The organism is Asanoa siamensis (genome assembly GCF_016862555.1).
GTDB classification, from domain to species: Bacteria; Actinomycetota; Actinomycetes; order Mycobacteriales; family Micromonosporaceae; genus Asanoa; species Asanoa siamensis.
Genome location: NZ_BONE01000029.1, coordinates 29,430 through 44,879 on the forward strand (window position 1 = coordinate 29,430; position 15,450 = coordinate 44,879).

A 15,450-nucleotide genomic window follows, 5' to 3' on the forward strand; every position below is an offset into this window, starting at 1 on the left:
TGCATGGTGACGCCCGGTCTGTTCTGCCCCATCCCCCCGCGGATCTCCCCGCACACCGATGACGTCGAGGATTGGCTGGTCAGCTGGCTGGTCGAGCGCGGGGTGGCCGCCGAGACGGCGGGGCGGCTGCGGGACAGCGGTTTCGCCCGGTACGCGGGCCGCCTCTACCCCGACGCCAGCCCGGCTGACCTGCAGTTGGTCACGGCGCTGTTCACCTGGTTCTTCCTGCTCGACGACACGGTCGACGGGCATGCCACGCCGCCGCTGGAGCGGGTCCGGGCGACCGTCGACGGGGTCTTCGCCACGATCGACAGCGACGGCCGGCAGCCCGCGCCGGGCCTGAGCGAGCCGATGCGGGCGCTGCTGCTCGACTCGTGGCGCCCGATCACCGGGACCCTGTCGGAGGTCTCGGTCGACCGGATCAACGACGCGTTCCGCCACCACCTCGACGGCATCCTGGTGGAGGCCAGCAACAAGTGGGTCGGCCGCCGGCCCGGCATCGTCGAATACATCCAGCTCCGCCGGGCCACCTCGGCGGCGTACGTGTCCTATGCCCTGATCGAGTTCGCCGGCGCCGGCCGGATGCGGATCCCGGAGGCGGTCTACCACCACCCGGTCCTGCGCGAGATCAGCGCGGCTGGCAACGACCTGCTCTCGTGGTTCAACGACCTGGTCTCGCTGGAGCGCGACGAGCGCACCTCGGCCGGGCACAACCTGGTGCTGGCCACCGCCCGGGAGCGCGGCCTGTCCAGGGACGCCGCGACGCTCGAGGTGATCGGCCGCTGGCAGGAGCGGATGACGCGGTTCGTCGAGTTGCGGGCGGCGGTGCCGGCCTTCGGAGCCCGCATCGACGCCGCGGTCCGCCGCTACGTCGAAGGTGTCGCCGACTCGGTCCGGGGCACGATCGACTGGTCGCTGGAGTCGCCCCGCTACCCGATGCCGCCGCTGGTCGAGGACTGGGTCAGCGCCAACTGAGCCCTTGCAGGGCGGCCAGGTCGAGCAGGGCGAAGACGAACAGCACGATGCCGATCACGCCGTTGGCGGTGAAGAAGGCGCGGTTCACCCGCGACAGGTCCGTCGGCTTGACGATGCTGTGCTCGTAGACCAGGACGATCGCGGTGATCGCGACGCCGGTGAGCCAGAGCCAGCCCAGGTCGGCGAGCAGACCGAACCAGACGTAGAACGCGACCGTCACCACGTGGGTGACCGCCGAGATGATCAGGGCGCCGCGGACGCCGTGCTTGACCGGCACCGAGCCGACGCCGATCCGGCGGTCGGCGTCGAGGTCCTGCACCGCGTAGATGCAGTCGAAGCCGCCGATCCAGGTGCCGACCGCGATGCCCAGCACGAACGCCGGCCAGGACCATTCGCCGGTCACGCCGATCCAGGCGCCGACCGGGGCCACCGCCTGCGCCGCCGCCAGGAAGAACTGCGGATAGTTCGTGAAGCGCTTCGCGTACGAGTAGATGACCAGCAGGAACAGCGCGATCGGGGAGAGCACCAGGCAGAGCGGGTTGAGCGCGGCGGCGGCGCCCTCGAAGACGGCCAGCGAGACCAGCAGACCGACCCAGGCGGTACGCATGGAGACCGCGCCGGTGATCAGCTCGCGGTTCGCCGTACGCGGGTTCTGCGCGTCGATCCGGCGGTCGATGATCCGGTTCGCGGCCATCGCGACCGTCCGCGCCGACACCATGGCCAGGGTGATCAGCGCCAGTGTGCCCCACTGGACGTGGCCGCCGTCGAGCCGCATGGCGGCCAGAGCGGCGACGTAGGCGAACGGCAGGGCGAAGATCGAGTGCTCGATCATGACCAGCCGCATGAAGGCCCGTACCCGGTTCGGCGCCGGTGCCGCCACGGCCACCATCAGATGCCGTACTCCTTCCACCGCTTGTCGACCAACGCCGTGATCTCCGGCGACATGGTCATCTCGTCCGGCCAACCGCGGGTGTAGCCCTCGGTCGGCAGTTTCCGGGTGGCGTCGACGCCCGCCTTGCCACCCCAGAACTGCTGGTACGACGCGTGGTCCAGGTGATCGACCGGACCCTGCGTGAGCAGCAGGTCGTGCGCGTAGTCGACGTTGCCGAACGCGCGGAACGCGACCTCGGCGTAGTCGTGGACGTCGCAGTCGTCGTCGACGACCACGATCAGCTTGGACAGCGACAGCAGGTGCGCGCCCCAGATCGCGTTCATCACCTTCTGCGCGTGCTTCGGGTAGCGCTTGCGGATCGAGACGATCACGCAGTTGTGGAACACGCCGGCGGACGGCAGGTCGTAGTCGATGATGTCCGGGATCAGCAGCCGCAGCAGCGGCAGGAAGATCCGCTCGGTCGCCTTGCCGAGCCCGTGGTCCTCCTGCGGCGGCTTCGACGTGATGATCGAGTGGTAGAGCGGGTCGCGCTGCATGGTGATGCACTCGACGTGCATGACCGGGAACGGCTCGACCGGTGTGTAGAAGCCGGTGTGGTCGCCGAACGGGCCCTCGGGCAGCCGCTCGCCGGGCTCGATGTAGCCCTCCAGCACGATCTGCGCCTGCGCGGGCACCTGCAGCGGCACGGTCAGGCAGTCGACCATCTCGACCCGCTCGCCGCGCAGGAAGCCCGCGAACAGGTATTCGTCGATGTCACCGGGCAACGGGGCGCTGGCGCTGTAGCTGACCACCGGGTCGGCGCCGATCGCGATGGCCACCGGCAGCCGCTCGCCGCGCCGCTCCGCCACCGCGTGGTGCGCGGTCGAGTCCTTGTGGATCTGCCAGTGCATGCCGAGCGTGTTGTGCGAGTGCTGCTGCAGCCGATAGAGGCCCAGGTTGCGTTTGCCGGTCTCGGGGTGCTTGGTGTGGGTGAGGCCGAAGTTGTGGAAGATCCCGCCGTCGCCCGGCCAGACCTGGAGCCCCGGCAGCCGGTTGAGGTCGACGTCGGCGCCCTTGTAGACCACCTGCTGGCAGGGCGCCGTCTTGACCTTCTTCGGGGGTACGGACTTGAGCTGCATCACCTTGCCCAGGCCGTCCCGGATCCCCGACCAGCCCACCGGCAGGTCCGGCTTGACCAGCGCGCCGATCCGGTCGCCGATCTCGTCGAGCGACTCGACGCCGAGCGCCAGCGCCATCCGCCGCTCGGTGCCGAACAGGTTGACCGCCACCGGCATCTCGCCGCGGGTCGGCCGCTCGAACAGCAGAGCGGGGCCGCCGGCCCGGACGGTGCGGGTCACCACCTCGCTGATCTCCAGCGTCGGGTCGACCGGCACACCGACGCGCCGCAGCTCACCGGCGCTCTCCAGCGCGGCGACGAAGTCCTTGAGGTCCGGGTACGGGAAGTCGCGGGCCATAGGTAGCAGTTTCGCCTATGACCGAGGCCGCTCCGTCCCGGCCCCCTGTTTCAGAAGGTCAGGTCGTTCGCGGACTCGGGCAGGCCGGTGGACGGGCCGAGGTAGACCCGCTGTGGGTAGATGCCCTCGAGGGGGTCGATCACCCTGGTCACCGCGCCGCGCAGGTCGACGACCCAGTACTCGTCGGACTCGGTGCGCGGGTCGGACGTGCGCAGCACGAGGTGGTCCTCGTCGGCCCAGCCGACGAAGACGCCGTTGCGCGACATCGCGACCCGCGCCCGCACCTCGCCGGTCTCCGGATCGACCACCACGACGTGCATCGGCCCGGGCTCGAACATCGGTCGGGCCAGGGCCAACCGGCCACCCGGCGAGAGCACCGGCGTGTCCCAGAGCCTGCCGTCCGGGAGGGGCAGGGTGCGCCGCAGCGTGCCGTCGAGCCCGTAGAACCGGATCCCGTTGGGCACCTCGGTGGCGCCCTCGCCGGCCAGCAGCATGGCGAAGCCTGTCGAGTCGGCGGTCGGCACCGGGCCTTCGCCGCCCGCCAGGTCCGGGAGCGGCAGGAACTGGGCCCGCAGGGTCTCCGCGTCGACCACGACCACGCCGGGCGGCCCCGCCTTCGGCTGCAGGTGGAACAGGATCCGCCGGCCGTCCGGCGTCCACCTGCCGTCGGCGGTGGTGCCGGGGAACCCGGCGACCTGGCCGGCCGCGACCCACCGGGTCGCGCCGCTGTCGCGGTCCAGGACGCCGACCCGCGCCGGCTTGCCGAAGCTGTCGTCGCCGTCGCTGACGAGCACCCGATCGCCGTCGGGGGACGGCACCGCCGACCGCACGTCTATGCGGCGGTAGGTGCCGGTCTCCCGGTCGAGCAGCAGCGAGTAGCTGTCGCCCGGGCCTGGATCGTCGATCTTCGGATCGTCGATGTCGCTGTAGGTCAGTATCGCCGTCCCGCCGGGGCCGGCGGCCACCTGGCTGCCCCGCTGTCCGGCGCCCCCGAGAGCCACGCCGGCGAGCGCCACGCAGGCCAGCGCGAGGCCCGCGCCGATCCGGGCGCGACGGCTGCGCCGGGCTTTGGTCAGGGCCGCGCCGGCCAACTCCGGCGGCGGCCCACCGTCGTCGGCCAGCCGCTCGAACGTCTCCCGCAACGCTCCCGCCAGTCGATCGGTCATCGCGACGCGGCCTCCTTCGTGGCGTGCCGGGTGAGCTCCGGGGCGAGCTCGCGCAGCCGGGCGAGGGCGCGGGCGGCCTGGCTGCGCACGGTCGACTCGGCGCAGCCGAGCACCTCGGCGATCTCCGCGTCGGACCGGTCCTCGAAGTAGCGCAGCACCAGCACCGCCCGGTGCTTCGGCGCCAGCCGCGTCAGCGCCTGGCGCAGGGCGAGGTGCAGGTCGACGGTGGCGGTCGGGTCACCGGCGACGGCCCGCTCCGGCACCGCGGCGGTGCTCACCTCCGCCCGCCGGCGCAGGCTGCGCCACCAACTCGTCTGCTGGCGGTAGAGCGCGGTGCGCAGGTAGGCCTCGGGCGCGCCGGTGCGGATCCGCGGCCAGTGCCGCGCCCCCTTGACGAGCACGGTCTGCAACAGGTCCTCGGCCTGCTGGCGATGCCCGGTCAGCGCGAGCGCGGTGCGGAACAGCGCGTGCGACCGGGCCGCGACGAAGTCGCCGAACTCGGCCTCGAGATCAGCGTCCATGCGCCTGCCCATCCCTCATACCCCTGACAACGCCCCCCGCACGGCCGCTGCTGCTTCGCCGGCGGAAGGATTTCAGGGACGAGGTCAGGACAGGTAGAAGCCCGCCTGGTCGACGAGGACGTCGACGGTGCTCTTGCCGCCGTTGTAGACCAGGAAAGAGTCCTCGCCGAGTCCGGCGGTGAACAGGCTCGCGACGGTCTGGCCCGCGGCGAAGTTCAGCACGGACTGGGTCGGGCGGTCCTGGCCGTCCGGGTAGACGGTGAGGTAGCCGCTGCGCTGCGCGCCGGTCGCGGTCAGGTTCGCCACCACCGCCGTCCGCGGGCCGCAACCGATCGCCCCGCACGCGGCGGTGTCCACCCGGACCCGGACCGTCTGCCCCGGGCCGACCGGCGTCGACGTCGAGCGGGTGTCGAGCAACCGGGTCGGTGAGGTCGGCAGGTAGGCGTCGCCGGCACCCGGAGCGAACCAACCCGCCAGGTCCACGATCAGCTGCACGGTGCCCTTACCGGTGTGGGCGAACGCCACCTTCCCGTCCACCACCGGCGCGATGACCATGTTGTTCACCGTCTGGCCGCTCACGAAGTTCAGGTTCGACGCGGTCGGCACAGCCGCGCCCGGCGGGAACGCCGTGAACAGGCCCGTGTTCGTCGGGCTCGTCGCCGTCAGGTTGACGACCGCGGCCGTGGTGCCGGCCGGCAGCCGCGACGACAGGTCGACCGTCACCGTCCCATGAGGACCGATCGGAGCCCCGGCGCGGGTGTCCAGGACCCGGGCCGGCGCCGCTGCGGCCAGACCGTTGCCGGTGTTGGCGTAGTAGCCGGCCAGGTCCGCGAGCACGTGCACGGCGCCGCGACCGCCGTTGCGGACCCGGACCTTGCCGTCGTTCACCTTCACCGTGACCAGGTTCGCGATCGTCTGACCGGCCGCGTAGTTGAGGTTCGACGCGGTCGGTTCGGCATCCCCGGCAGGGTAGACCTTCAGATAGCCGGACGCCGACGACCCCGTGGCCGTGATGTTGAGGACGACCGCGCTCGCGCCGGCGGCGGCCGCCGGCACGGCGAACTCGACCTCCGCGTCGGGACCCACCGGGCTCGCGCCAGGCGCACCGAGCGCCGACCGGGTGTCCAGCACCCGCTGCGGCGGCACGGCGTTGTAGTTGGCGCCGAGGACCGTGCAGGTCGGCTGGTCCGGGCCTGCGTGCCACGCGCCCCGGAAGCCGTCAGGACTGACGATCACCTTCGCGCAGGCCTGGCCCGCACGCGCGAAGGCGAGCCGCGCGCTCCCGGTCCGGTTGACGATCGGTCGTTCGTCGCCGGTCGCGAAGCTGTAGGTGCCGATCGGCCCGTCCGCGGTCCAGCCGTTCGTCACGCCGGCGGTGACCACTGTCTCCAGTGGACCGCTATCCGGCGCGGGCGCGATCGTGGCCGTGGCGACCATGCCGGCCGGCATGAGTTCGACGGCGCCGCGGTCGACGTACCCACCGCCGCTGTTCGGGCTGTCGGGCTTGTCGGCGTGGGCGTTGCCGCGCAGGTCCCGCGCCTGGATCCCGGGCGCGGTGGCCAGCGCCGAGTCGATGACCGGCGAGGTCGCCCGCGGGACCCAGCCGTTGACGGGGCCGGCGAGGTCGGGCTCCGCGTTGATGTCGTGCGCGCCCTGGCCGGTAGCGGCGTGGAACGCGGCCTGGTTCGCGTAGGTCGCCCCGTCCCACGCGTAGGACGCGCCGCCGTGCACCGGGTTGACCACGTTGTAGTCGACCCGGCTGTCGGTGCTCGCGGCACCGGCGACCGTCAGGGGCGTCACGCTCGCCGGGTCGGGTCGTGGCAGCAGGACGCACCTGTTCGGATACGAGGAAAGCGAATGGAGCAGGGTGCTCACGACCGAGTTGTAGAGCGCGAACCCGCCCGAGGATCCCGTGACCGTCACGGCGTCGAGGCAGTCGGTCGCGACGGTGTTGTTGGTGATCGTGGTCCGCGGAGCGTCGGCGACCGCGATCCCGGGGCCGACCGGCGCGGTCGCGCCCGTCCGGAGCACCTGTGCCGTGTTGCCGGCGAGCAGCGTGTCGGTGGCACCCGACGTGACCGCGAACACGGGTGCGCCGGCGGTGGTGGATCCCGCCATCGCGCTGACCGTCACCCGACGGGAGCCGTCCTTGATCTGGACGGCGGCGACACCGTCCGCGGTCACGCTGCCATTGGTGATCGTGACGTCGCTGGAGTTCTCGATGACCACGGGTGCGCCCGGGTGCAGCAATCGCCCGATCGAGAACCCGTCGATGACGACGTTGCTCACCCCGGAGAGCAGGAAAGCCGGCCCGTCGCCCGGCAGCACCGTGACGCGACGGTTCGGCCCTCGGTACGCGCTGAAAGTGATGGGCCTGCCGGGCTGTCCGGACGGCACGACGACCGACTCGGTGTAGACGCCCTCGTCCACGGCGACGGTCTGGCCCGGCTGGACGACCTCGGCAGCGGCCCGGATCGTGCAGTAGGGGCGCGCCCGTGTCCCGTCGGCGTCGGCGCCGCAATCTGTGGAGACGTGGATGGTCGATGGCGGCTCGGCCGCCACCGCGGCACCGCCACCGAGCACCGGCAGGCCCACGGATGCCAGCACACCGACCGTGAACAGGCTGAGGCCGCGGCCAACCCGCATGTCGTTACCCCCGCGTCGCGAAAATGATCAAGCGGATCGTAACGAGCGGATCGGCCGCGGCCCATGGCCGAACGGCCAGGGATCAGCCGGCACCGAGATAGAACCCGGCCTGGTCCACCAGGACGTGCACGGTGCCCTTACCGCCGTTGTAGACGAGGAACGAGTCCTCCGCGCCGAGGCCCACGGTCACCAGGCTCGCGCCCGTCCGGCCCGCCGCGAAGTTGAGCACCGACTGGGTCGGGCGCGGCTCGCCGAACGGATACACCGAGAGGTAGCCGCTGCGGTCCGCGTCGGTCGCCGTCAGGTTCGCGACGACAGCCGAGCGCGGCGGGCAAGCGGTGCCGCACTCGGTCGTGTTCACGAAGACGCGTACGGTCTGGCCGGGGCCGACCGGCGTACCCGTGGTCCGGGTGTCGACGACCCGCGTCGGTGCGGTCGGCAGGTAGGTGTCGTGCGCACCCGGCGCGAACCAGCCGGCCAGGTCCACCAGCAGGTGCGCCGTGCCCGAACCCGTGTGCGCGAACGCGACCTTGCCGCCGACGACCGGCGCGAGCACCATGTTGTTCACCGTCTGCCCGGCGACGAAGTTGATGTTCGACGCGGTCGGCACCTCAGCGCCCGGCGGGTACGCGGTGAACAGCCCGCCCTTTGTCGGCTCGGTCACCGTCAGGTTCAGCACGGCGGCCGTGGTGCCCGCGGGCACCCTGGCCGACAGGTCGACCGTGACCCGCCCGTTGGCGGGCACCGGCGCGCCGCCGGGAGCGCTGCGCGTGTCCAGCACCCGGGCCGGCGGGGTCGCCTCCAGCCCGGCACCGGTGTTGGCGTAGTAGCCGGCCAGGTCCGCCAGCACGTGCGTGGTGCCACGGCTGCCGTTGAGGATCCTCACCCGGCCGTTGCGCACCTGCACGGTCACCAGGTTGGCCATGGTCTGGCCGGCGCCGAAGCTCACGTTGGATGCCAGCGGGAGGACGCCGTCGCTCGGATAGACCGTCAGCTGACCGGAGGCCGAGGACTGCGTCGCGGTGACGTTCAGGACCACCGCGCTCGCGGTCGCCGCCGCACCCGGCAGCGAGAACTCGATCTCCGAGAAGGGAGCCACCGGCGCGGTGCCGCCCACACCGAGCGCCGACCGGGTGTCGAGCACCCGCTGCGGCGTGACGGAGTTGTAGGCGGCGCCGAGGATCATGCACGGAGTCTGGTAGGCACCCGCGGCGGGGAAGCGGAACGCGCTGGCGCTGAACGTAGCCGACACGCACGCTTTTCCGGCCCGGTCGAAGGTGATCCTGCCCTGCCCCGTGCTGCTCACGACAGCCGGAAAACCCGTGCGCTGGAAGCTGAAGGCCCCGGCGAGCGGTCCGTCGAAGGGCCACAGGTAGGTCACGGTGGCCGTGGTCAACGTCTCGAAGGCTCCTCCGCCGACCGCCCGCGTGATCGTCGCCGTGACCTTCGGGTCCGGAACGTATTCGAGGGCGCCACGGTCTACGAACCCATCGCCGCTGTTGGCCACCGCGGGGCTGTCGGCGTGCGGTAGCCCCCGGAGGTCCCTGGCCCGGATGCCCGGTGCGCGGGCGAGACCGGAGTCGATCGCCGGCGACGTGTGCCACGGGGTCCAACCCGCGGTGGCCGAGCCCGTGACCCTCGGGTCGGCGCCGATGTCGTGCGCACCCTGCCCCGTGGCGACGTTGAACGCCGCGGGCGTCGCGAAGGTCGCGTCGCCCCACGAGTAGAGCGGCCCACCGTGCCTCGTGTCGATGAGGTTGTAGTCGAGATGGCTGTCGGTCGTGGCCGACCCGGCGACCGCCAACGGACGCACGCTCGCCGGGTCGGTCTCCGCCGCGGCGCCACACGTGGCCTGCGCGCCCGGCAGGGTGGTTGTCAGGATCGAGTTGTAGAGCGCGAACCCACCGGACGCTCCGGACACCGCGATGCCAGTGAGACAGTCGGTGACGACCGTGTTGTTGGTGATCGTGGTGTCGGGTGCGTCGATGACCGTGATGCCCGCGATCGACGGGCCGCCAGCGGATCGCCGAACGGCGAGACTGTTGCCCGTCAGCAGTGTGTCGGTGGCGCGGGGGCCGACCGCGAACGCGGTCGTGTCGACGGCACCGACCAGCATGCCGCTGACGGTCACCCGGTGCGAGTCACCGGTGATCTCCACGGCGGGGGCTCCGCCAACGTTCGCCGCGCCGTCGACGATCGTGATGTCGCTCGAATCCGCGACGAGCACTCCCGGTCGGTCGGTCGCCCCGGTGCCGATGTCGATGCCGTCGATGACGACGTCGTGCACGCCGGAGACGACAAAGGCCGGCCCGTTGGTTCCCGGCTGCACCTTCGTGCGGCGCCCCGGCGCGAGGAACCCGCTGATCGTGATGGGCTTCCCGGGCTCACCCGACGGCACCACGACCGACTCGGCGTAGACGCCGTCGTCGACCTCGATCGTCTGTCCAGGTTGGACGACCCGGACAGCGTCGGCGATGCGGCAGTACGGGCGCGACTCGCTGCCGTCCGCTGGCATGCCGAAGCAGTTGTCGGAGACGTGGATGGTCGGGGGCAGGTCGGCGGCAGCGGCGGCCGTCGCACCGACGACGGGTAGTCCCGTCAGTGTCACCAGACTGCCGGCCAGTACGGCCAGGCCGCGTCTTACGCGCATCTCGCATTCTCCCCCGTGGTTCCGGTAATCAGTTTGTGGCCAGGTAGAACCCGGCCTGGTCGACGAGGACGTCGACGTTGCCCTTGCCGCCGTTGTAGACCAGGAACGAGTCCTGGCCGAGGCCGACCGTGAACAGGTTCGCCACCGTCTCGCCCGCGGTGAAGTTGAGCTGCGACACCGTCGGCCGCTCCTGCCCGTACGGGTAGACCGCGAGGAAGCCGCTGGACTTCGTGTTGGTCACCGTCAGGTTCGCCACCACCGCCGTACGCGGGCAGGGGTGTGAGTCGCAGACGGTCGGGTCGACGGAGACCCGCACCGTCTGGCCCGGGCCCACCACCACGCCGGTCTCGCGGGTGTCGACGAGCCGCGTCGGTGCGGTCGGCAGGTAGGTGCCCGTCGCGCCCGGCCCGAACCAGCCCGCCAGGTCGGCCAGCAGGTGCACGGTGCCCTTGCCGGTGTGCGCGAACGCGACCTTCCCGTCCACCACCGGCGCGATCACCATGTTGTTCGCGGTCTCGCCCGCCAAGAAGTTCAGGTTCGACACCGTCGGCACGGCCGCGCCGGGCGGGTACGCCGCGATCAGGCCGCCGTTCGTCGGGCTGGTCACCGTCAGGTTCAGCGCGACGCTGGTCGTACCCGCCGGCACCCGGCCCGACAGGTCCAGCGTCAGCTTTCCGTTGGCGGCGACCGGCGTCGTGCCGGGGACGCCGAGCGCGGCGCGCGTGTCGAGCACCCGCACCGGGTCGACCGCCGCGAAGCCGTTGCCCGCGTTGGCGTAGTAGCCGGCCACGTCGGCGATCACGTGCGTGGTCCCCGCACTGCCGTTGTAGAAGGCCACCTTGCCGGAGCCGGTCGGGACGGTCACCAGGTTCGCGATCGTCTGCCCCGTCGAGAAGTTGAGCGTCGACGCCAGCGGTCGGGAGGCGAATCCTTCGTAGACGGTCAGGAAGCCGCGCGTGCTGGGCTGGGTGACCGTCACGTTGAGGACGACGGCGGACGCGGCCGTGGGCACGTCCAGCACGACGGTCTCGCCGGGACCCACGGGCGTGCTGGTCGGCACGCCGACGGCGGACCGCGTGTCCAGCAACCGCTGCGGGTTCGCCGGCGTGAAGGAGGCGCCCAGCACCACGCACGGCGTGGAGCGGTGCTCGACGGCCGGCGTACGGAACCCGTCGGAGGTGACCGTGACCGTCACGCAGGCGACGCCGGCCTTGGCGAAGGTGAACCGCGAACTGGTGGTGTAGCCGACGCGAGGATCGCCCGGGCCCTCGAAGATGTAGGTGCCGATCGGCCCGTCCGTGGCCCACGGCACGATCGTCCGGGCGGTGGCGACGGCTTCGAGGCTGCCGCCGCCGGGCGCGCGGGTGAGCGTCGCGCTGATCTTCGGGTCCGGGATGATCTCGGCCGAGCCCCGGTCGACGTACCCGCCGCCGGCGTTGGGCACGTCCGGGTCGTCTGCGTGCGGGTGGTCGCGCAGGTCGCGACCGAGCAGGCCCGGCGCGGTCGCCAGCGCCGAGTCGATCGCCGGCGAGTCGGCCGCGAGGGACCACCCGGTGGCGTACGGGTCGACGGAGTGGACCATCTTGGCGTCGGTCACGATGTCGTGGCCGCCCTGCCCGGTCGCGGCGGTGAACGCGGCCTGGCTCGGATAGGCCGTGCCGGCCCAGGAGTAGAGGTCGCCACCGTGCGACGGGTCGACGACGTTGTAATCGACGTGGCTGTCGGTGGCCGCCGCGCCCGCGACCGACACCGGGATGGCGGTCTTCGGATCCGGTGCGTACGGCGGCAGGCACACGCCCGGCCGGTCGGTCCAGGTGGTCCGGATGATCGTGTTGTAGAGACCGAAGCCGGCGGACGCGCCGGAGACCGCGACGCCCCCCACGCAGTCGGCGACGATCGTGTTGTTTGTGACGGTCGTCCGCGGTGCGTCGGCGACGGTGATCGCGGCCGCGCGGCTGGCGAAGCGGTGCAGGTAGACGCTGTTGCCGGTGAGCAGCGTGTCGGTGGCACCGGCGCCGACCGAGATGACGGCCGCGTCGTGACCGCGGACGACCGTGCTGCTGACCGTGACCCGGTGCGAGTCACCCGTGATCTCGACGGCGGCCACCGAGGAGTTGGCCGTCGCCCAGCCGTTGGTGATCGTGACGTCGCTGGAGCCCTCGACGACCGCGCTGGGATAGCCGCCCGAGGTGCCGCCGATGTCGAACCCGTCGATGACGACGTCGTGGACGCCGGTCAGCCGGAACGCCGGCCCGCGCAGCCCGACCACCTGGGTCCGGATGCCGTTGGACTCGCGGACGGCCTTGATGGTGATCGGCCGGCCCGGCTCGCCGGCCGGCACCACCACCGACTCGTTGTAGACGGCTCGGCGCACCTCGACGGTCTGCCCCGGCACCACCACCGCGAGGGCGTCGCCGATCGAGCAGTACGGCCGGGTCACGCTCCCGTCCGGCGGGAGGTGGCAGTCCTTCGAGACGTGGATGGTGGCCGGTGGTGCGGCGGCGGCGCTGCCAACCATGACGGGCAGCCCTGCCGCCACCACCGCACCGACCGCGAACAGTGCCAGACCGTGACCGATCCGCATCTCGTCCTCCCCAGGTCCAAGATGATCTTCGCGGAGGATCGCTACTCGACCTGTGCGAGGTAGAACCCGGCCTGGTCCACGATCACGTCGACGGTGCCCTTGCCGCCGTTGTAGACGAGGAACGACTCCTCGCCCAGGCCGACCGTGACCAGGCTGGCCACGGTCTGGCCCGCGGTGAAGTTGAGCACCGACTGGGTCGGCCGCGCCTGGCCGTACGGGTAGACGGAGAGGTAGCCGCTCTTCTGCGGCTTGGTCACGGTGAGGTTGGCCACGACCGCACGCGGATCACAGTTCACCGAACCGCACGCGCTCGCGTTGACGACGACCCGCAGGGTCTGGCCCGGCGCGACCGAGGCACCCGTCGTGCGGGTATCGACCAGCCGGCTCTGCCAGGTTGGCAGGTACGTGTCGTGGGTGCCCGGTGCGAACCAGCCCGCCAGGTCCGCCAGCAGGTGGGCGGACCCCTTCCCGGAGTAGGCGAACGCGACCTTGCCGTCCACCACCGGCGCGATCACCATGTTGTTCACCGTCTGCCCCGCGACGAAGTTGAGGTTCGACGCCGTCGGGACCGAGGACCCCGGCGGGAACGCGGTGAACAGGCCGGTCGTCGTCGCCTCGGTTGCGGTCAAGTTCAGCACGGCCGCGGTCGTGCCGGCCGGGACGCGGACCGACAGGTCGACGGTGACGTTCCCGGTGGCGGTGACGGGCGCGGTGCCCGGCACGCCGATCGCCGCCCGGGTATCGAGCACGCGGGTCGGCGTGCCCGTCTCCAACCCGTTGCCGGTGCCCGCGTAGTAGCCGACCAGGTCGGCGAGCACGTGGGTGTGGCCCCGGCCCCCGTTCTTGATCCGCACCTGGCCGCCACGCGGCTTCACGGTCACCAGGTTGGCGATCGTCTGCTGGGCGGCGAAGTTGAGGTTGGACGCATTGGGCTCGAGTTCGCCGTCCGGCCAGACCTTCAGGTATCCGGACGTCACCGGTTGGGTCGCCGTGAGATTGAGAACGACCGCGCTGGCACTCGACGCCGGCGCCGGCAGGCTGATCGTGATCTCGCGGTTGGAACCCACGGGCCCGGCGCCGGACCGGGTGTCCAGAACCCGCTGCGGGGTGAGGGAGTTGTAGCCGGCACCCAGCACGACGCACGGAGCGTCGTACACCGGCGACGCGTACGTCCGGAAGCCGTCCACATTGAACTCGATCGTCATGCAGGACGCATCGGCTCGGGGGAAGGTGAACCGCGCGGTACCGGTGCGGTTCTCGGCCACCCGCTGACCGGACGCGCTGAAGTGGAAGGTGCCGATCGGACCGTCCGTCGCCCAGGGATACGTACGCGTGACGGTCGTGATCGTGTCCAACGGCCCGCCGCCGGGCACCCGCGCGATCGTGGAACTGATGGTCGGGGTCGGCACGAGCTCGACGGCGCCACGGTCGGCGTACCCGCCGCCGCTGTTGGCCGTGTCGGGCTTGTCGGCGTGCGCGTTCCCGCGCAGGTCGACGGCGAGCGCGGCCGGTCCGCCGGCCAGTGCCGAGTCGATCGCGGGTGAGTCAGCGGTCAGCCCGAACCCACCGTCGACCCGGGTGCTCTGGCCGAGCTTCGCGTCGACGCCGATATCGTGCGCGCCCTGCCCGGTGGCGGCATGGAACGCGCCCGGGTCCGGATAGGTCGTGCCGGCCCACGAGTACAGCGGCCCGCCGTGCGCGGGGTCGATCACGTTGTGGTCGACCCGCGCGTCCGCGGCCGCCGCACCCGCGACCGTCACCGGCCGCGCGGCGGCGGGATCGGCGCACGGGCCGGTGACGCCGACGTTCCTGGTGCGGACGATCGAGTTGACGAGGGCAAACCCCGCCGAGGCACCGGTGACCTCGACGCCTGCCAGGCAGTCGGTGACGATCGTGTTGTTGACGACGGTCGTCCGCGGCGCGTCGTCGATCCCGATCGCCGGGGCCGCCGGCACGTTGGCGATCCTCGCCAGCCGCACGCTGTTGGCGGCGAGCACCGTGTCGCTCGCGCCGCCGCTCACCGCGAACGCCGCCGTGCGGCCGACCGTCAGCGCCATTCGGCTGATGGTCACCCGGTGCGAGTCACCCTTGATGTCGACACCGCCGTACGCGCTGAGCAGCGTCCCGTCTGTGATTGTGATGTCACTCGAGTCCTGGACGACGACGACGGCGCCCCCGGAGCCCACCAGGTAGAACCCGTCGATCACGACGTCATGCACCCCGGAGAGGCGGAACGCCGTCGGGACCGAGGTCCCACCGACCTGGGCGCGGGCGCCCCGCTCCTGGTAGCCGGTGAAGGTGATCGGCCTGCCCGGCTCCCCGGACCGCGGCACGACGGTCTCCGCGTAGGAGCCCTCTCCCACGGCGATCGTCTGACCGGGCCCGGCGACCTCGACGGCCTGCGCGATCGTGCAGTACGGGCGGCTCTCCGACCCGTCCTGCCCGGGGCCGCACCACTTTCCGACGTGGACGGTCGCGGGAGGTGCGGCCGCGGCGGCGGTCGCCACCGGCAGGCCGGCCGTCGCGAGCAGGCCGGCGGTCAACAGCGCCAGACCGCGCATC

The 15,450-nt window shown here is 71.9% G+C and carries 9 protein-coding genes; 1 reads left to right on the forward strand and 8 read right to left on the reverse strand.

Translation table 11 applies throughout. The features are described from left to right. Window positions 1-3: 3 nt before the first annotated feature. A complete protein-coding gene (locus tag Asi02nite_RS18980) occupies window positions 4-975 on the forward strand; it encodes a terpene synthase family protein (RefSeq protein WP_203714701.1) in 972 nt (323 codons plus the stop codon). Here Asi02nite_RS18980 and mqnP read toward each other — a convergent pair. The 8 genes from mqnP to Asi02nite_RS19020 form a co-directional block, all read right to left on the reverse strand. Then, window positions 962-1,864 (reverse strand): menaquinone biosynthesis prenyltransferase MqnP, encoded by a 903-nt coding sequence (gene mqnP, locus Asi02nite_RS18985; protein WP_203714702.1) that lies wholly within the window; start codon window positions 1,862-1,864, stop codon window positions 962-964. The genes Asi02nite_RS18980 and mqnP overlap by 14 nt on opposite strands. Then, window positions 1,864-3,321, reverse strand: a complete 1,458-nt coding sequence (locus Asi02nite_RS18990) for a menaquinone biosynthesis decarboxylase (protein ID WP_203714703.1) — start codon at window positions 3,319-3,321, stop codon at window positions 1,864-1,866. The genes mqnP and Asi02nite_RS18990 overlap by 1 nt, the downstream gene beginning before the upstream one ends. A gap of 50 nt (window positions 3,322-3,371) precedes the next feature. Then, the gene (locus Asi02nite_RS18995; protein WP_203714704.1) at window positions 3,372-4,487 is read right to left on the reverse strand and encodes a TolB-like translocation protein; all 1,116 of its coding nucleotides are present in this window, start codon (window positions 4,485-4,487) and stop codon (window positions 3,372-3,374) included. Next, window positions 4,484-5,008, reverse strand: a complete 525-nt coding sequence (locus Asi02nite_RS19000) for a SigE family RNA polymerase sigma factor (protein ID WP_203714705.1) — start codon at window positions 5,006-5,008, stop codon at window positions 4,484-4,486. The genes Asi02nite_RS18995 and Asi02nite_RS19000 overlap by 4 nt, the downstream gene beginning before the upstream one ends. An 84-nt stretch (window positions 5,009-5,092) precedes the next feature. Further along, the gene (locus Asi02nite_RS19005) at window positions 5,093-7,654 is read right to left on the reverse strand and encodes a right-handed parallel beta-helix repeat-containing protein (RefSeq protein ID WP_203714706.1); all 2,562 of its coding nucleotides are present in this window, start codon (window positions 7,652-7,654) and stop codon (window positions 5,093-5,095) included. 82 nt (window positions 7,655-7,736) lie between these two features. Continuing rightward, window positions 7,737-10,304: a hypothetical protein gene (locus Asi02nite_RS19010; RefSeq protein WP_203714708.1), complete on the reverse strand. Its 2,568-nt coding sequence runs from the start codon at window positions 10,302-10,304 to the stop codon at window positions 7,737-7,739. A gap of 28 nt (window positions 10,305-10,332) precedes the next feature. Continuing rightward, window positions 10,333-12,888 (reverse strand): right-handed parallel beta-helix repeat-containing protein, encoded by a 2,556-nt coding sequence (locus Asi02nite_RS19015; protein WP_203714710.1) that lies wholly within the window; start codon window positions 12,886-12,888, stop codon window positions 10,333-10,335. 41 nt (window positions 12,889-12,929) lie between these two features. Then, window positions 12,930-15,449, reverse strand: a complete 2,520-nt coding sequence (locus tag Asi02nite_RS19020; RefSeq protein ID WP_203714711.1) for a right-handed parallel beta-helix repeat-containing protein — start codon at window positions 15,447-15,449, stop codon at window positions 12,930-12,932. Window position 15,450: the final 1 nt, after the last annotated feature.